This window comes from Limosilactobacillus sp. DJ3M12, assembly GCF_947381695.1.
In the GTDB taxonomy this organism is placed as follows: domain Bacteria; phylum Bacillota; class Bacilli; order Lactobacillales; family Lactobacillaceae; genus Limosilactobacillus; species Limosilactobacillus kinnaridis.
Genome location: NZ_CANCWY010000001.1, coordinates 286577 through 301025 on the forward strand (window position 1 = coordinate 286577; position 14449 = coordinate 301025).

Below are 14449 nucleotides of genomic sequence, written 5' to 3' on the forward strand. Positions count from 1 at the left end.
TTATGGCAGGATTTACAGCGAGTGACGCTAATATCGATCCAAATTCTATGAGCTTGGCGGACAAAATTGTCTACGGATGCATGTTCGAGTGGGATAAGCCAGAAGATAAGATTCACCTTCTAGGACTTCAAGCAGCTACTTCAACTACTGATAACTTGGCATCACAAGCAGTTAACTTAAAAGGCGGTTCAATGCATGCTCCAGGGGCTACAACTGAAACCTTTGTTGTTGATAGCTACTGGCGCAAGATTGATAACTACATTCAACGCAGTTTACGGCGTTGTGTTCATGAAAAAGTACGTTTAGGGATTTTTCGTTTCGACTTTAATCGAATGAGAAAAGACCCTAAAGATCCAACTAAATTTATTGTTCCCGGTTTGTTTGGAAAGGCATATCCAAACGGGGTACCACAAACAGAAGCGGTTAATAACCTTCTTCACTCAAACATCACTTACAACATCGACGGCGAAGCACAAGAAGGTGTGACTGGTCAAGATGAAATGGAACCAGCACTTTATCAGATTGGATTAGCACTTTACGGCTACGCTCACAATACCGATATGGGTGGAACGATGGATCCAACGCCAGACCCATTAGACGAATATATGAAGAGCAACGGTGGTACAACAGCTAAAAGTCCAGCAGAACCAAAGGTTTAATTTTAGGAGGAATTAAATTATGCAAACTTTAACAATTCAAGTGAACCCACAAGCACAACCCGCAGTATTCACACCAAAGCTAAATTACGGCTTTTATTTGCAAACACGGGACGATAAGTCGTTAGCAAAGAACGGTCAAGATGGCTTCTCAGCATTAGTTAATGGCCTACTTGACGAAAACGTCGATATGATTATTGCTGCTTATTACCACTCGTTAGCATGGTACAAGCGTAATCAACCATCAGAAACAGCCGTTGAAGAAGCGCTTGAAACAGCGATGTTTAACGATGAAAAAGCAACTGATGAAGCTTTTGATGACATTCTCAAGTCATTACAAGCCAACGATTTTTTAGCTCGGAAGTTGAACGAGTTTATCAAGAACAACGACAAGCTCACGGCAACTATGAAGAAGCATATCGAATCAATGACGGACGAGGACAAGAAGGACCAAATGGAAATCGGTATGAGCCAAATCGACGACTCAACAACGAAGCTTCAACAGTTGATGACGTCGCAAGAATCATCGCCGAAGCAAGACGAATCGGACTCACACCTACTGAACTAAAAGAATTAACACCGAAGGAGTTTAAAGCAGTCCAGCGAGGCTACCAACTCCATTTAGTTGATCAAAGAGACTTAACTTTATTTGCTAAGACGGTACCACAACAGACTGTGCCAATCGAACCCCAACAATCAATAGCCGACTTGATTAAACAGTTACAAGAACGTAATCAAGCTATTGGTAAAAATATTGCTGAGGAACGAGACGAACAGCCACAATTACGACAAAAGACAGTGGCTAGTCAACTGTTGATGAACATGCTGGGAGGAGGGTAGTTTATGAGTAGCCCAGTTGTTACAAAAGAGTTCTGGTGGAAATTCAGAGATGGAGTTACGCAAGAAGTTGCTAAAGCCCGTCAAGCTATCCAGCAAGGAGCCGATGAGGTTAGAGAAGAAGGCTCAAAGGTTGCTAATACTGGCGAAGACTGGAAAAAGATGGGGAATGATGCAAAAGAGGCTGCTCAAGAGACTTCCCAATCCTTGGATAGCATGAAAGAAAAGTTGTTGTCTTATCAGCATGCTGCTACCGATGCTTCTAAGAATATCCGTGAACAATTTAACGAAAGTAAACAAGTTCTAAATGGTATTCCTAAGCAGAAAACAGTTAGCATAAAGGCTCAAATTGACAGTAATAAGCTGAAATCATTTAGTCGAAAAATTCATGATGTACCAAAGATCAAAGAAACAGTAATTACAATTAAGGATCATTTTTCAAATGGCCTTCGTAACTTTAATAATCAATTAAAAGAAAGCCAAAATTCATCTCTTAAATTAAAAGATGTTTTGATGGGCACTTTCTTAGGAAATGCTGTTCTTAACGGTATTTATGCAATCGGTAATGGCATTAAGGGTCTTATCGCTACTGGTTATCAGTACGACAAGGAGCAGCAAACGATGATTGCAAGCTGGCGGACCTTAACTGGATCGGCTGCTGAAGGACAAAAAATGGTCAATATGACTAATCAACTGGCCATTTCAGCCCAAAACGCAACCTCGATGGTTAATGACCTTAACCAGCGCTTCTATGCCGTTACCAGTAATGCTGACAAGACACGTGAGCTGTCTAAGTCTGTCCTGACATTGCAGGACGCTTTCCATGCAAGTGATGCTGCTATTGAAAACTTCAGTACGCAGTGGGCACAGATGGTTGGTAATGGTAAAGCTTCTGCTCAAGATATGCTTTCCATTCAGAACGTCTTTCCAAAATTCCGGCAAGAACTGCTGAAGTACGAACAACAAATTCATCATAGCAAGAACATGACAATGGCTGATCTTAATGCCATGATGAGCGCTGGCAAGATTAGTTCTAACGATATGAATACCGTTCTGATTAGGATGGGCCATGAATATCAGAATGCTACCAAGAACTTTACGACTACTATTGATGGTATGACTCGGACCATTAGAGCGACGGTTCCAGTGCTTACTGGAGCGCTGATCAAGCCGTTTACAAAGACGGAGAGCCCAGTCTATGCCGCTGTTTCACGGTGGGTAACTGACACCAAGACTCGTCGTGAGTTTAATAAGCTAGGCCAAGTTGCTTCGCAGGGGATGGCTAAGGTAGTTCAGGCGTTTGCTGGTGGACACGTTGGGACATCTCAAATTGAACGTGAATTAGATGGCATGGTAATCGGTTTAGGCCAGAAGATTAAGGCGCTGACTGATATTATCGCTAAGAACGCAGGCAATATCAAAGCTACGTTTAGTATTATCGGATCAGTTATTAAGATCTTTACTGAAGCAGCAGGAGCGGCCATTATGGACGTTGCCCGTGTATTTGGGATCTTTGGCTCATCAGCTAAGAATTCAGCATCCCCACTTCAGGCAATCGCTAACCTATTAAAAGACGTTGCTAACAACAAGGCCGCTATCCAGGCATTGGGCGTTGTAATGCTTTCTGTATTTACTGTTAATAAATACATGGCATTTACAAAGTGGTTAACAGAATTAAAGAAAACAATGCTGTTTACCGAAACAGTTAGTGTACTTAAAACGCTAAAGACTGGCTTCACATCCCTTGCTAGTGTTGGGATTAAAGCATTAGGTGGCTTGATTTCAGGAACTAAAGAGCTAACCGTAGCTAATGCTGCTCTTGATATTGCATTAAGTCCTATTACATGGAAAGTTACTGCAGTAGTTGCGCTTGGTGTTGCGTTCTATGAAGCCTACAAGCACTGTAAGACTTTTAGAGATATTGTTAATAAAGTCGGCAAGGCTATTAAAGATGTTTTTACTGGTAATGCTAACTGGGAAAAGAATTTCGTTAAAGGATTTCAAAGTTTAGAAAAAGACTTTGGAAAGATTGGACGAAGTATAGGCAAAGAAGCTTCAAAAGTTGGTAAATCGATCAAGAATACTTTCACCGGTAAAGCAGGATGGGAAAAGGATCTTAAAAAGAACTTTTCTAACATGCAAAAGGAATATCAAAGGTATTCTAGGAATCAGACCCGCTTGCAAGAAAAAGAGCAGAAAGAACAGCAAAAGCGCTGGGATAACTTTTGGTCTGGACTAACTAAGAAGGTGCGATCAACATGGAATGATATTTCAAAACACACGCAAAATGGTGTAGAGAATGTTCGCAAGTCTATGCAATCACGGTCTAAGTCGATTGAAAAAACTTGGAATAATACCTGGTCAACGATTGGACGCTTTACGCAGAACGCTTGGAAAAACATTAAAAATTACGCTTCAAGTGGAGTAAATAATGTTCATGATGCAATTTCTGGTGGTCTAAATACTATCAATCGTATTTGGAATGCGGGCTGGAATGCTTTTGCTAACTTCTTCAAAGGAATTTGGAACGGTATTAAGCAGGCAGCAGCGGATGGCATGAATGGTGTTATTAGTGTTATTAATGCTGCTATTGGTGGAATTAATAAGGTTTGGAGTTTCTTTACAGGTCATGGAACCGGGCTAAAAGAATTAGGTAAGGTTCACTTTGCACAGGGTGGAACTGTTCATCGGCACTTATCTGTGATCAATGATGGTGATGGCCCTGATTGGAAAGAATTAGTCCAAACTCCTGATGGTAACTTATTCATGTCACAAGAGCGTAATTGGACTGGTTTCTTGCCGGAAGGTACCCGTGTGTATAGTGGTGCCGAAACACGACAGATCATGAATGCTGTGGGTGTTTCTCACTATGCTACTGGTGGTATTGTTGGTGCTCAACATTTCGCAGATGGCGGAATCATTGGTGAAGGTATTGACTGGGCTAAAGGTTCGCTTGAAAACATTGGTAGTTGGCTTGGCGACAAGTTCAGTGCCCTTGAAGATTTCTTAGCAGACCCGTTAAAGGCTACTAAGGGATTGCTAGAAAAGGCAACCAGTGGGCTATATAAAGGTTTAGGCAACTTTGCTGACGTTGCTCACGGTGCGATGAATAAGCTTACCCAGCCAATTGCTGATTGGTTCAAGAAAGGATTAGAAAAGCTTGAAGCTCAATTTGAGTCCGGCGGTGCTAGTCCCGACTTAATCCGTGCCGCCGCTGCTAAGATGCATGTTGCTATTTCTGGCGGAGATATTAGTCACATTATGAATGTTATTAAACATGAATCTGGTGGCAATGCTCGTGCTATTAACAACTGGGATAGCAATGCCAAAGCAGGCCATCCTTCTAAGGGTATTCTGCAATTTATTGATGGTACTTTTAGAAAGTATGCTGTTGCTGGTCACACAAACATTTACAGCCCGTTTGATCAATTATTGGCGATGTTTAACGATACTACTTGGCGTTCAGACTTAACGCTTGGTGGTTGGGGTCCAACAGGTGGTCGCAGGTTTGCAACTGGTGGTGAAGTCTTCGGATTAACTAATGCAATCATTGGTGATAACCCAGAACATCATGAGTTTGTCTTGAATCCTTATGCGGTATCTGCTGAGCCGTTACTTGACAGAGCTTTTGAAGCTACTGCGCAAGCACAACCGGCTAACTCATCAACTGGCAACGGTAATTCTAAACTAGACCAGATGATTGATCTTCTTGGAAAGGTATTAGTTGCTATTGAAAGTCAAGATACCGATATTTACTTAGACGGTGAGAAGGTCACTGATGATGTAAGTAAACGACAAGGTAAAACATGGAGATTGCGCAAGAATTAGAAAGGAGCATAAGCAGTTTGTTACAAGTATTTTCGGCAAGAACCGATAAGCCACATGCTTACGGTTACGGTGACATTCGGAGTCCGGTGTTCACCCCTTATGAATTTTCTATCAGTCCAGACGGTAAGGGCTGGACTAGTTGTTTTGATGTTCCAGCGCTAGAAGGTGTCTATTGCACTGTTCCGCCTGACGTTCAACCGGCTACTCGGACAAATAACTTGCGCAAGGTCGGTTTACAGGATGGCTCACGGTTGCTGTCAACGACTTACGACACTCGCGACTTTACAATGTCGATGATGTATTCTGGTGTTAGTGAAGCTGATGCAATGCTTGAATATGATGCACTACAACAATTTTTAATCAGTCGTGAAGCTTATTGGATATGTTTCTCTAATTGGCCTCATCGTATGTATTACGTTGTCGCTAAGATGGATAAGCCTACGTATAGTAACGAAAAGAACTGGACTTGCAACGTTACCTTTACTGATTTGTATGGTTTAAGCCGATCAATCGGTACTTCCCAAGATTACCCAGATGATATTTGGGGAGTTGGCAACGATATGCCGGAAGGAGTAGATCCGCAATATACGTTCACTACTAACACTTTTAGCGTGTATAACTTAGGGAATGTGTTAATTGACCCTGACCGGCGCGGACACCCCTTAAAAATAATCCTTGACGGTCATTCAGATGGCAATTTGAAAATTACCAATAAAACAACTGGTGATGCGATCACTCGTGCTGGGATGGAGATAAACGGCAAAGCGGTCAATTCTTCTTTTGATGGTCAATTTGTTATTGATGGAGTTCGCGAAACACTTAATGGTAAATCTGATACTATGAACTGCACTCCCGATACGCTTACTCTTCAAATTGGCAAGAATGATTTTCAAATTGATAACTTCAAAGGCACGATTAAATTTGATTTTCCGATGTGGTGGTTCTCATGATACGTGATCAAGTTGTATTAACGAATGGATTGGATAATTTTTCTAATACGCAAGGAGAAGCAGTTGACTATAGCGACTTACACGACTCTTTCAAAGTAAACTATCAGTTAAGCTCTGCTTACGAAATCTCACTTACATTAACCTATACAGAACAATTTGCGGAGGCTTATAAGCTGGCAAAGATGAAGCGATACGTTGAATACGCTTATGACGATGGAACTCGTCAATTCTTTGCAATTCAGCAAATGGAAGAGGGCGTTGATGAGACTGGTCAACCAATATTACAAATAACAGCTACTCATGCACTAATTGATTTAATGAAGAATATCCGAATAGACCCCAAACAGCCAACAGAAGACAATCCAGATGTTAGCGGTTCGGGGTCTGATAGTTCTAGCGATTCAAGCGATGATAATAAGGACAATCAACAGCCAGGTACAACCGTGACTGTTAAACAGACTGATGTTCAGCAAACATATAGTCTCGAAGAACAACTCCATAAATTTATCGATAATAATGATCAAGGAGTAAAACTTGCTATCTATGGAACCTTCCCAAAGATAGCAAACGAAGCGACGGGATCGTTATACGAATGGCTAGGCTCTAATCTTGCTTCATATGGGGCGTTTTGGTACCCTGATGGCTATACATTACGGGTATATGACTTACCCTCAATTCAGCACCGGAGCGATGAGACTTTCCGCTACTTAAACAACATGACGAAGGTTGACTTACAAAGTGACGGAACAGAGCTTGTCAATGATTGCTGGGTTTATGGTGGCAAGGTTCAGAAGGATATTACTACTGTTACGGCAATCGGTGGGGTCAGCAATGGTGTCACGACTGCTGTTAATGGTGACTGGTCACAAGCTGCTAAAAATGCTGCTAACGTGATGGGTGTTTCAATGAACGATCAACAGTTAGGCGTGCTTTTGGCACAGATTAAGCTTGAATCTGGTGGTAATGATCAAGCTAAAGGTGGAACTGATGGATTGAGTGATGGCCCTGCTTTAGGGCTATTGCAGTTTAAGCAAGGCACGTTCAATTATTACTGTCGACCGCCTTATACAAACATTATGAGTGGCTTTGATCAGCTAATTGCTTTCTTCAATATCCCCAATTGTTTTGGTCAGATTACTGGTCGTCATGGTTGGTCTCCGTTTGGGGCACCTCTTAGCAAAGCTACCATTCAAGCTAAACCGGCTACTGATAATAGTTGGGGGTGGCCTTTCCCTGGTACTGGTGAAGGTTCATTCTCCAGCGGTCAATTGTTTGGGGTTCAGCCTGGTGGCGGCTTCCGGCAAAACGGGTTCCATGATGGCCTTGATTTCGGTTCAGTTGATCATCCGGGTTCAGAAGTCCATGCGGTTCACGGTGGCACTGTTACCTCTATTTCATGGGGTGGCAATGAAATCTTGTGGTACGTAGTTATTACGGACAGCACCGGTTTAAATTGTGAGTATCAAGAAGCGTTCCTTAATCGTAATAATGTGTCTGTTAGTGTCGGCCAACAGATCAAAACAGGTGATGTAATTGGCGTTAGAACCAATAATCATTTGCATTTAGGTATCACAAGAGCAGCAATTCCAGGTGCCTTTAGTAAGGCGTTTATCAATGACGGCACTTGGTTAGATCCATTGCAAATTATCAAGAATGGTGGCGCTCCAAGTGGTGGTACTGGTGATAGTAGCGATAGCGGAACTACTTCTAGCACCACATCAGAGTCTTATTACTCGCTGTACTATCATTACGTTGACAAAGATAGTCAGAAACGTTATGGAGTGCATGTGGGGGCGCCGATCGTTCAAGACAGTATCTATGATATGGATACGTTAAAAGCGTTTGTTGCTAACACGGTTAAACATGAACCGGACACGACTTTTACTACAACAATGGACGATTGGCACACAGTTGCACTTGGTTATCAAATTAGGGTATATGCGCCCGAAATGAATATAAAGTCATGGGAGACCTTAGTTGGCTATAGCGGTAATCCATTTAATGAAACGCAAGCGCCAGAGCTTACATACAGGAACACAGGGCTTGAATTGAAGAGCTTTGTTGACGCACTAGCACAGGATTTACAAAAGATAAATCGAAATAATAGTCTTCCAGAGAGAGGTGTTTCGATTGGAACCAAACAGGAAGACCATTTTGCTAATCCGAATAATCAAAAAGAAACAGGGCCAATAGCTCCAAAGTATAGTCAAATTCAAATGAACCGTTTAGCTCAATTTATGCAAGGAAAGGATGTGACGTTAGATGGCAGATGATAAGACGACTGAAAGCAAAGACGACAAGCGACCACCTTTGCAAGCAGTTGCTCCAGATAACAAGACACCACAATTTGATCAATCCTTGATATTAAAGAGAATGATTGATCCGGTGAGCGGATTTTATCTGCTGCTATGTAGTGATGATAATGGGGTGACTTGGGTTCCTGAGTATAGCTCTCAAGGTAAAATATACCACCAACGTGACATCAATCGAATTGCAGAAATACCATTTGAACATATCATAATGAAGTCGCCTAATGGGACGACTTTTTATTTATCCGTCAGTGATGACGGGCAACCAGTATTCACGAAAGTAGGTGATAGTCAATGAACGAGTTTAAGCTACCGCACGTAGAGGATTTACGAACCGATACAACGTTAATAAGGGGATTGCAAGAGGACTTCAAGGCGATTGAGCAAGAGGACAAAAACGATGATCAAGCTCTATCTGATGAAGTGGCAGATCGTAAAAAAGGTGATGGCAACCTACAAGGACAAATCGATGATCTTCAAGAGCGCTGTCAAAAGCTTGAACAAGAAAAAGCCACGAAGGACGATTTAGAAACCGTAAAATCAGAATTTTTTGGTCGAATAAAGTCGATTTACATGGGAAAAGACAGTAAAGCGATTCGTGATATAATTCTCGACATGAAAGAGAAAGGGGAGATATAATTGCTGACTTTGAAATACATTATTGGGCAAGATCAACGGAAACTAACGCCTTTTGAATTGCATGAAGGTGATACGTTCGATCTGAGTAAGGACCCAGATGTTAATAAAAATAAAGTGCAGGCAATGCAATACAACAGTGGAATGGACGAAATCTTTCTGGAGTTGTATGAAGATCAAAAAGATAATACTGGCGCCTTAATTCCATTTGATCTATCTGGTGCCAACATCATGTTTGAAGGTTGGAAGCCGGATGGCAAGTACATCGTTGACCCGGATATCATGACACCAATTAGCTTACAACAGGGACAATGCCGCATTAATTTGCCTGACCAAGCTTTTGCAGTCTATGGTTCATATAAGCAAGCTTTCTTCCGGATCTATCGTGATAATAAAAGCATTGCCACCCTTGAATTCACCTTTAATATCCGTGCTGATATGGTTCAAGGACAAATTAAGTCTGTTGACTGGATTGGACCAGTTCATGAAATCCTCGAAAAAGCAAAAGAAGATTACGAAAATCATAAGAAGTCCCTTGATGATGCCGTAAGTAACGCAATCGCTGAATATACTAAAGAAATGAACACGCTTAAAGCACTAGGCGTTTCAGTCGATACAAGTCTTTCTGGGTTACTGCAGAAGATTAAAGATAACAATCTCTTTACGCAAGCAGAGGCAGATGCGTTTAAGCAAAAAATTCAAGAACAACTTGACAAAGCTCTTACAAAGGTTGATGAAAAATTGGCAAGTGTTTTTGGCAAAGGTCAGAACCCAGTCGCTTTAAGTGTCTACTGGACAAACTGGGATAACGATAAGCGACAGTATACGCAGTTTTCGGTCGACCAGATGAAAACGTCAATCGATGGGGCAGCTAACTATGTGCAAGGAATTGTTGTCCCTTTGCGCTTAGAAAATGACGGCAATCAGTTTCATGTTCTTGGTAATCTCGCCGATATTAAGCAGGGAATTGATTATGCAACTTCAAAAGGCCTCAAATTAATGGGAATTAAAATCCATTGTGTAGCTACTTTAGAACAGATTAATAATTACGGAATGGATAATTTTTTCAATGATTATGCAAATTCAGTAAGTGCTGCTTGTACATCACTAAGCCTTACTACTGATACAAAACTGACAATTCTGAACGAGCGTTGGGATCTAGTTAACGAAAAAACGTATGCTGATAAAGTCGTCAAACTAATCAACGACTTAAAGACAGCAACTAAGTTATCAGTTGGTATCTCCTTTGTTCAACAATATTTAGGTGATGCTCAAAGTTCTGTATATTCCGCTTGTGATTTTATTGGGTTGAATGCCTATCCTACAGTAACCGATTTAAAACGTTCGGTCCCATTTGCTTTAATTGCTTCTGCTTGGCAACAAGTAGCTCCAATCATTCAATCATTAATTGCTTTGTATCATAAGCCGATTTATTTGAGCGAAACAGGAATTGAAGATAACTACGAAGCGCTAGAAGATCCGTCGAATTGGAACGTAGGATCACAGTACAACTCACAAGGTGAAGTTCAATATATGTATTTTAAGGGCTTGTTTGCTTCTGGGATTCTTGACTATACATCTGCTGTGTGGATCTGGTTTGATGTTACTTCAACTAAGGCGCAAGCTCTAATTCGACAATATGCAAACGGGGTGATTAACTAATGATTAATTTGTATACACAGACAAAAGCCTATCCCAATACTGACTTACATAGTGATCTTTTTGCTCGGCTTGTGAGACTCCCACCACTTCCTGATAAAGATGCATATAACAACGATAACTATTTTGAAGCAGAAATGCTGGTAACTTCTTATCGAGCTGAAACAGTTGTCTCTCATCGAATTGGAATCTATGGGTCTAAAGGAGAATATACACTCCTAGATAAAGATGATGATGCTGAAACATTAAAACTTCAGATTGTTCAGTTAGATGATGAAATATATCTGGTTACTAGTGGCCTTTTCCAAACAGCTAAAGTTAATCTCTACATTATTTCTACTAATAAACCAGCTTATATGTATCCAATTTGGCATGATGATTGGTTTAAACTAAGTGGTAAAGCAATCGGAAACTATCGCTCTAATTGGTACAATCGAGAGATCCCTAATGCGCCTAAATTAGAGAATAATTGGAAAGATGAAGCGAGCGTTTTAGGGACTCATTCTTTTTATGTCATTCAAAAGAACATTTGCTTCGTTAATATTTCTATTCAGTCGGGTGATTTTAGCAACGCCGGTTATACAATTGTTGGCTCTGGCTTGCCTAAGCCCATTACATATAACAATTCTTGGTATCATGCAATTAATGTTACTTTAACAGGCATTGATGCGGCTAACAATCGAATGAGCATTACTGGTCAAATTGATGATAATGGTAATTTGGTTGTAGCAAGAGCTGCTGATGCTACACCAGTTCAAATCATTGGAAGTTTTACGTATCCGATTACGACCGATTACTAGGAGGCGAGTTCAATGAGTAGATATTATCTTTATGATGAACAGACTGGTGCTTATCTAGGATGTGTCGAAGCGACAATTCAACCGAAAAATTCAACGACAATTGATCCAGCGCTGACTTGTCACTTTAACCCTTACTTTGAAAATGGCTGTTGGATTGATAAGCCTTTAGAATATAAACCTTCAATTAAACAGTTATTAATGCAACAAGCACAGCAGATCACAATGCTGCAAACTATGGCTATGCAACAGAACCAATCGAATGCAAAATTGCAGGCTACTAACGCTCAACAAGCAACCCAGATCAAACAATTACAACAAATGCTTATGACTGCTAATCAGCAACAAGCAGTCGAAAAAGCTAAGGAGGTAACAGCATAACGATGACACAATTACAAATGCTTCAAATGTTTTGGAATGACTGGGGTAACCATAATTTAGAATTTTACAAAGTTTATGTACAATGCGGAGCGATCACAAAAGACGAGTACAAAACTGTCACAGGTCAAGACTATGATACAGCAACCGAACCGCAACCTGCATAGCATTAAAACATAGTCGCCACAGAAATACACAGTACATAACAAAAGCCTCACTCAAACGAGCGGGGCTTTTATTATGGGCGGCTTAAAGGAGGCTTTACATGAATGATTAATAATCTACGACATAACTGGCTGTGGGGAATTACAGCGCTAGAAACGTATGCACTGGCGGGATTCTTTATCTCTACTCATAGTACAGGCAACTTCACACCGCCACCAAATAGTGTGCTGGATATGCTAGATGATCCGCCTTTCATCTTCTTACTGGGTGTGGTTGGGACGATTGCGCTAGTCTATTCGCTGTGGAATATCCAACGCTTCCATTACAAAACGATTATGACAGCCTCGCTGACTTTTGTGTGGCTGTTATTTTTATGCGGTTTTGTTATCCATGATCAATTGCGAGGAAACTTGCTTAGTATTCCCAGCATGTACTCATTTTTCGTATTAATTCGTATTGTTCTAACTGTGCTTATAAAGGGGTGAGGCGAGGTGAGCGACCAAGTATTAGCAACCTTAATTACCACCATTGGTTCGATTATCGTTGCTTGGATCACTGCCCACCAACGTAGTCAACCCACAGAGAATGACAGATTGAGGGAGCAGAATAGGAAACTAAAAGAAGAAATAAAGGAGAGAAAACGTCATGAAAACACTAAACGACATTATTAATTGGATTATCAATTCGGGCTTTCTAGCATTGCTAATCTACATTGCTGTTGCATTTGGTAAACCATTCGTTGACAGCAAGATTAAGCACGCTAAGACAGCTCAACAAAAGGAACTGTGGACGTTACTTCAACAAGTGTCAATGACAGTGGTTAATTCGCTCATTGGTAAAGATATGACTGGTCAAGCTAAGTTCGTTGAAGCTGTTACCCAAGTACAAGCCTACCTTGAAAACAAGGGTCTCAACGTAGATATAAAGCAAATTCAAGCAGCGGTTCAATCAGCTTATGAAATGTCTATGCTAACACCAACCGTTAACTCAAATGAAAGCGAAAGCAAAAAGGCTGACGCTGAACAAGAAGTAGTAGTTCCAGCAGGTACAGTAAAGGCAATTGACCCTAAGGAGGTCGCATAAAATGGCATTACGTAATCCGTTTATTGACGTTTCAAGTTATAATCCTGATACAAAAGAATTCTTCCAAGCTGCTAAAAATCAAGGGGCTTTAGGAGCTGTTGTTAAATTAACGGAAGGTTCAGAAGATGGTTCCGCCTATGTTAACCCACGTGCAGCCGCCCAAATCCGTAATGCTTTAGCAGTCGGCTTGAAAGTATCTTGTTATCATTTCGCTCGGTATACTTCAATTGCTGATGCGCAAAATGAAGCCCGGTTCTTCGTTAAGATTGCTAAACAATTCGGTATGTATGACGATACGCTCATGATTGATGATGCAGAAGTTCATTCTGTCGCAGATTATCAGTCCACTTCCTTAGCATTCCTCCAAGAAGTAGAAGCTCTCGGCTACAAGAATACTGGGATTTACTCCATGAAGTCCTTCTTCACTGGCGGTATTCTTAATTCTCACGGATTCGGTTCTCGTAAGATTTGGGTTGCCGGTTATGGTGTAACCTCATTAGGTGTTGATAATGCTAATGCTTGGCAAACAACCGATCACGGTATTATGGGTATTGATACTAGTCTTGACTTTGATGGTACCTTTACCACTGGTTCTGCGTCTGGAAACATTCCGCAAGCTGTTATTCCAGCACCACAGCCGGTTCAACATGTTGGTCACCCAGCTACTGGAACCTACATTGTTCAGCCGGGCGATACATTGAGTGGAATTGCTGAAAAGTACAGGACTACATACCAAAACTTAGCAGCAATTAATAGCATTGGTAATCCTAACCACATTAGTGTTGGTCAAGTGCTTAAAGTTACTGGTCAACCTACAAACGAAAATACTTACTTCGTCCAAGCAGGTGACACACTAAGCGGGATTGCCATTAAATTTGGCACAACCGTACCTGACCTTGTAAGTCGTAATCACATCACTAACCCTAACGTTATTTATGTTGGTCAAAAGATTTATATTGCAGGTAGTGGTCAATCTAATGCTTATACTGTTAAGGCAGGTGATACACTTTCTAACATTGCTAATGTCTTCCATACTACTTGGCAAGCATTAGCACAGAAAAATGGTATCGCAAATCCTAATGTTATTTATGTTGGTCAAACAATTCAAATCTAAAGAACTAGCCCTAGTGGTTGTTGCATTTTCTGTAACT

The 14449-nt window shown here is 41.0% G+C and carries 15 protein-coding genes; all 15 read left to right on the forward strand.

Annotation, left to right across the window (positions count from 1 at the left end; translation table 11 throughout):
• Nucleotides 1-2: 2 nt before the first annotated feature.
• A complete protein-coding gene (locus QOS06_RS01630; protein WP_283595395.1) occupies nucleotides 3-659 on the forward strand; it encodes a phage tail protein in 657 nt (218 codons plus the stop codon).
• Nucleotides 660-678: 19 nt separating this feature from the next.
• Nucleotides 679-1224 (forward strand): tail assembly chaperone, encoded by a 546-nt coding sequence (locus tag QOS06_RS01635; RefSeq protein WP_283595396.1) that lies wholly within the window; start codon nucleotides 679-681, stop codon nucleotides 1222-1224.
• 107 nt (nucleotides 1225-1331) lie between these two features.
• Complete coding sequence (locus QOS06_RS01640; RefSeq protein ID WP_283595398.1) at nucleotides 1332-1496, forward strand: hypothetical protein; 165 nt, start codon at nucleotides 1332-1334, stop codon at nucleotides 1494-1496.
• A 3-nt stretch (nucleotides 1497-1499) separates the two neighbouring features.
• The gene (locus QOS06_RS01645; RefSeq protein ID WP_283595399.1) at nucleotides 1500-5321 is read left to right on the forward strand and encodes a tape measure protein; all 3822 of its coding nucleotides are present in this window, start codon (nucleotides 1500-1502) and stop codon (nucleotides 5319-5321) included.
• 17 nt (nucleotides 5322-5338) lie between these two features.
• Nucleotides 5339-6271, forward strand: coding sequence for a distal tail protein Dit (locus QOS06_RS01650; RefSeq protein WP_283595400.1), 933 nt, complete (start codon nucleotides 5339-5341; stop codon nucleotides 6269-6271).
• Nucleotides 6268-8544 (forward strand): phage tail protein, encoded by a 2277-nt coding sequence (locus QOS06_RS01655; protein WP_283595401.1) that lies wholly within the window; start codon nucleotides 6268-6270, stop codon nucleotides 8542-8544. Before QOS06_RS01650 ends, QOS06_RS01655 begins: the two co-directional genes overlap by 4 nt.
• Nucleotides 8534-8878, forward strand: coding sequence for a hypothetical protein (locus QOS06_RS01660; protein WP_283595402.1), 345 nt, complete (start codon nucleotides 8534-8536; stop codon nucleotides 8876-8878). The genes QOS06_RS01655 and QOS06_RS01660 overlap by 11 nt, the downstream gene beginning before the upstream one ends.
• A complete protein-coding gene (locus QOS06_RS01665; RefSeq protein WP_283595404.1) occupies nucleotides 8875-9219 on the forward strand; it encodes a hypothetical protein in 345 nt (114 codons plus the stop codon). The genes QOS06_RS01660 and QOS06_RS01665 overlap by 4 nt, the downstream gene beginning before the upstream one ends.
• Nucleotides 9220-10878 (forward strand): BppU family phage baseplate upper protein, encoded by a 1659-nt coding sequence (locus QOS06_RS01670; RefSeq protein WP_283595405.1) that lies wholly within the window; start codon nucleotides 9220-9222, stop codon nucleotides 10876-10878.
• Entirely contained in the window at nucleotides 10878-11675 is a 798-nt protein-coding gene (locus tag QOS06_RS01675) for a hypothetical protein (protein WP_283595406.1), read from the forward strand. The genes QOS06_RS01670 and QOS06_RS01675 overlap by 1 nt, the downstream gene beginning before the upstream one ends.
• Before the next feature lie 12 nt (nucleotides 11676-11687).
• Nucleotides 11688-12053 carry a hypothetical protein gene (locus QOS06_RS01680; RefSeq protein WP_283595407.1) on the forward strand — a complete coding sequence of 122 codons (366 nt, stop codon included), beginning with the start codon at nucleotides 11688-11690 and terminating at the stop codon, nucleotides 12051-12053.
• A 2-nt stretch (nucleotides 12054-12055) separates the two neighbouring features.
• On the forward strand, nucleotides 12056-12217 hold the full coding sequence (locus tag QOS06_RS01685; protein ID WP_283595408.1) for an XkdX family protein: 162 nt from the start codon (nucleotides 12056-12058) through the stop codon (nucleotides 12215-12217).
• A gap of 102 nt (nucleotides 12218-12319) precedes the next feature.
• The gene (locus tag QOS06_RS01690) at nucleotides 12320-12700 is read left to right on the forward strand and encodes a hypothetical protein (RefSeq protein WP_283595409.1); all 381 of its coding nucleotides are present in this window, start codon (nucleotides 12320-12322) and stop codon (nucleotides 12698-12700) included.
• A 160-nt stretch (nucleotides 12701-12860) separates the two neighbouring features.
• Nucleotides 12861-13298, forward strand: coding sequence for a phage holin, LLH family (locus QOS06_RS01695; protein WP_283595410.1), 438 nt, complete (start codon nucleotides 12861-12863; stop codon nucleotides 13296-13298).
• A gap of 1 nt (nucleotide 13299) precedes the next feature.
• Entirely contained in the window at nucleotides 13300-14412 is a 1113-nt protein-coding gene (locus QOS06_RS01700; protein WP_283595411.1) for a LysM peptidoglycan-binding domain-containing protein, read from the forward strand.
• The last annotated feature ends 37 nt before the right edge of the window (nucleotides 14413-14449 follow it).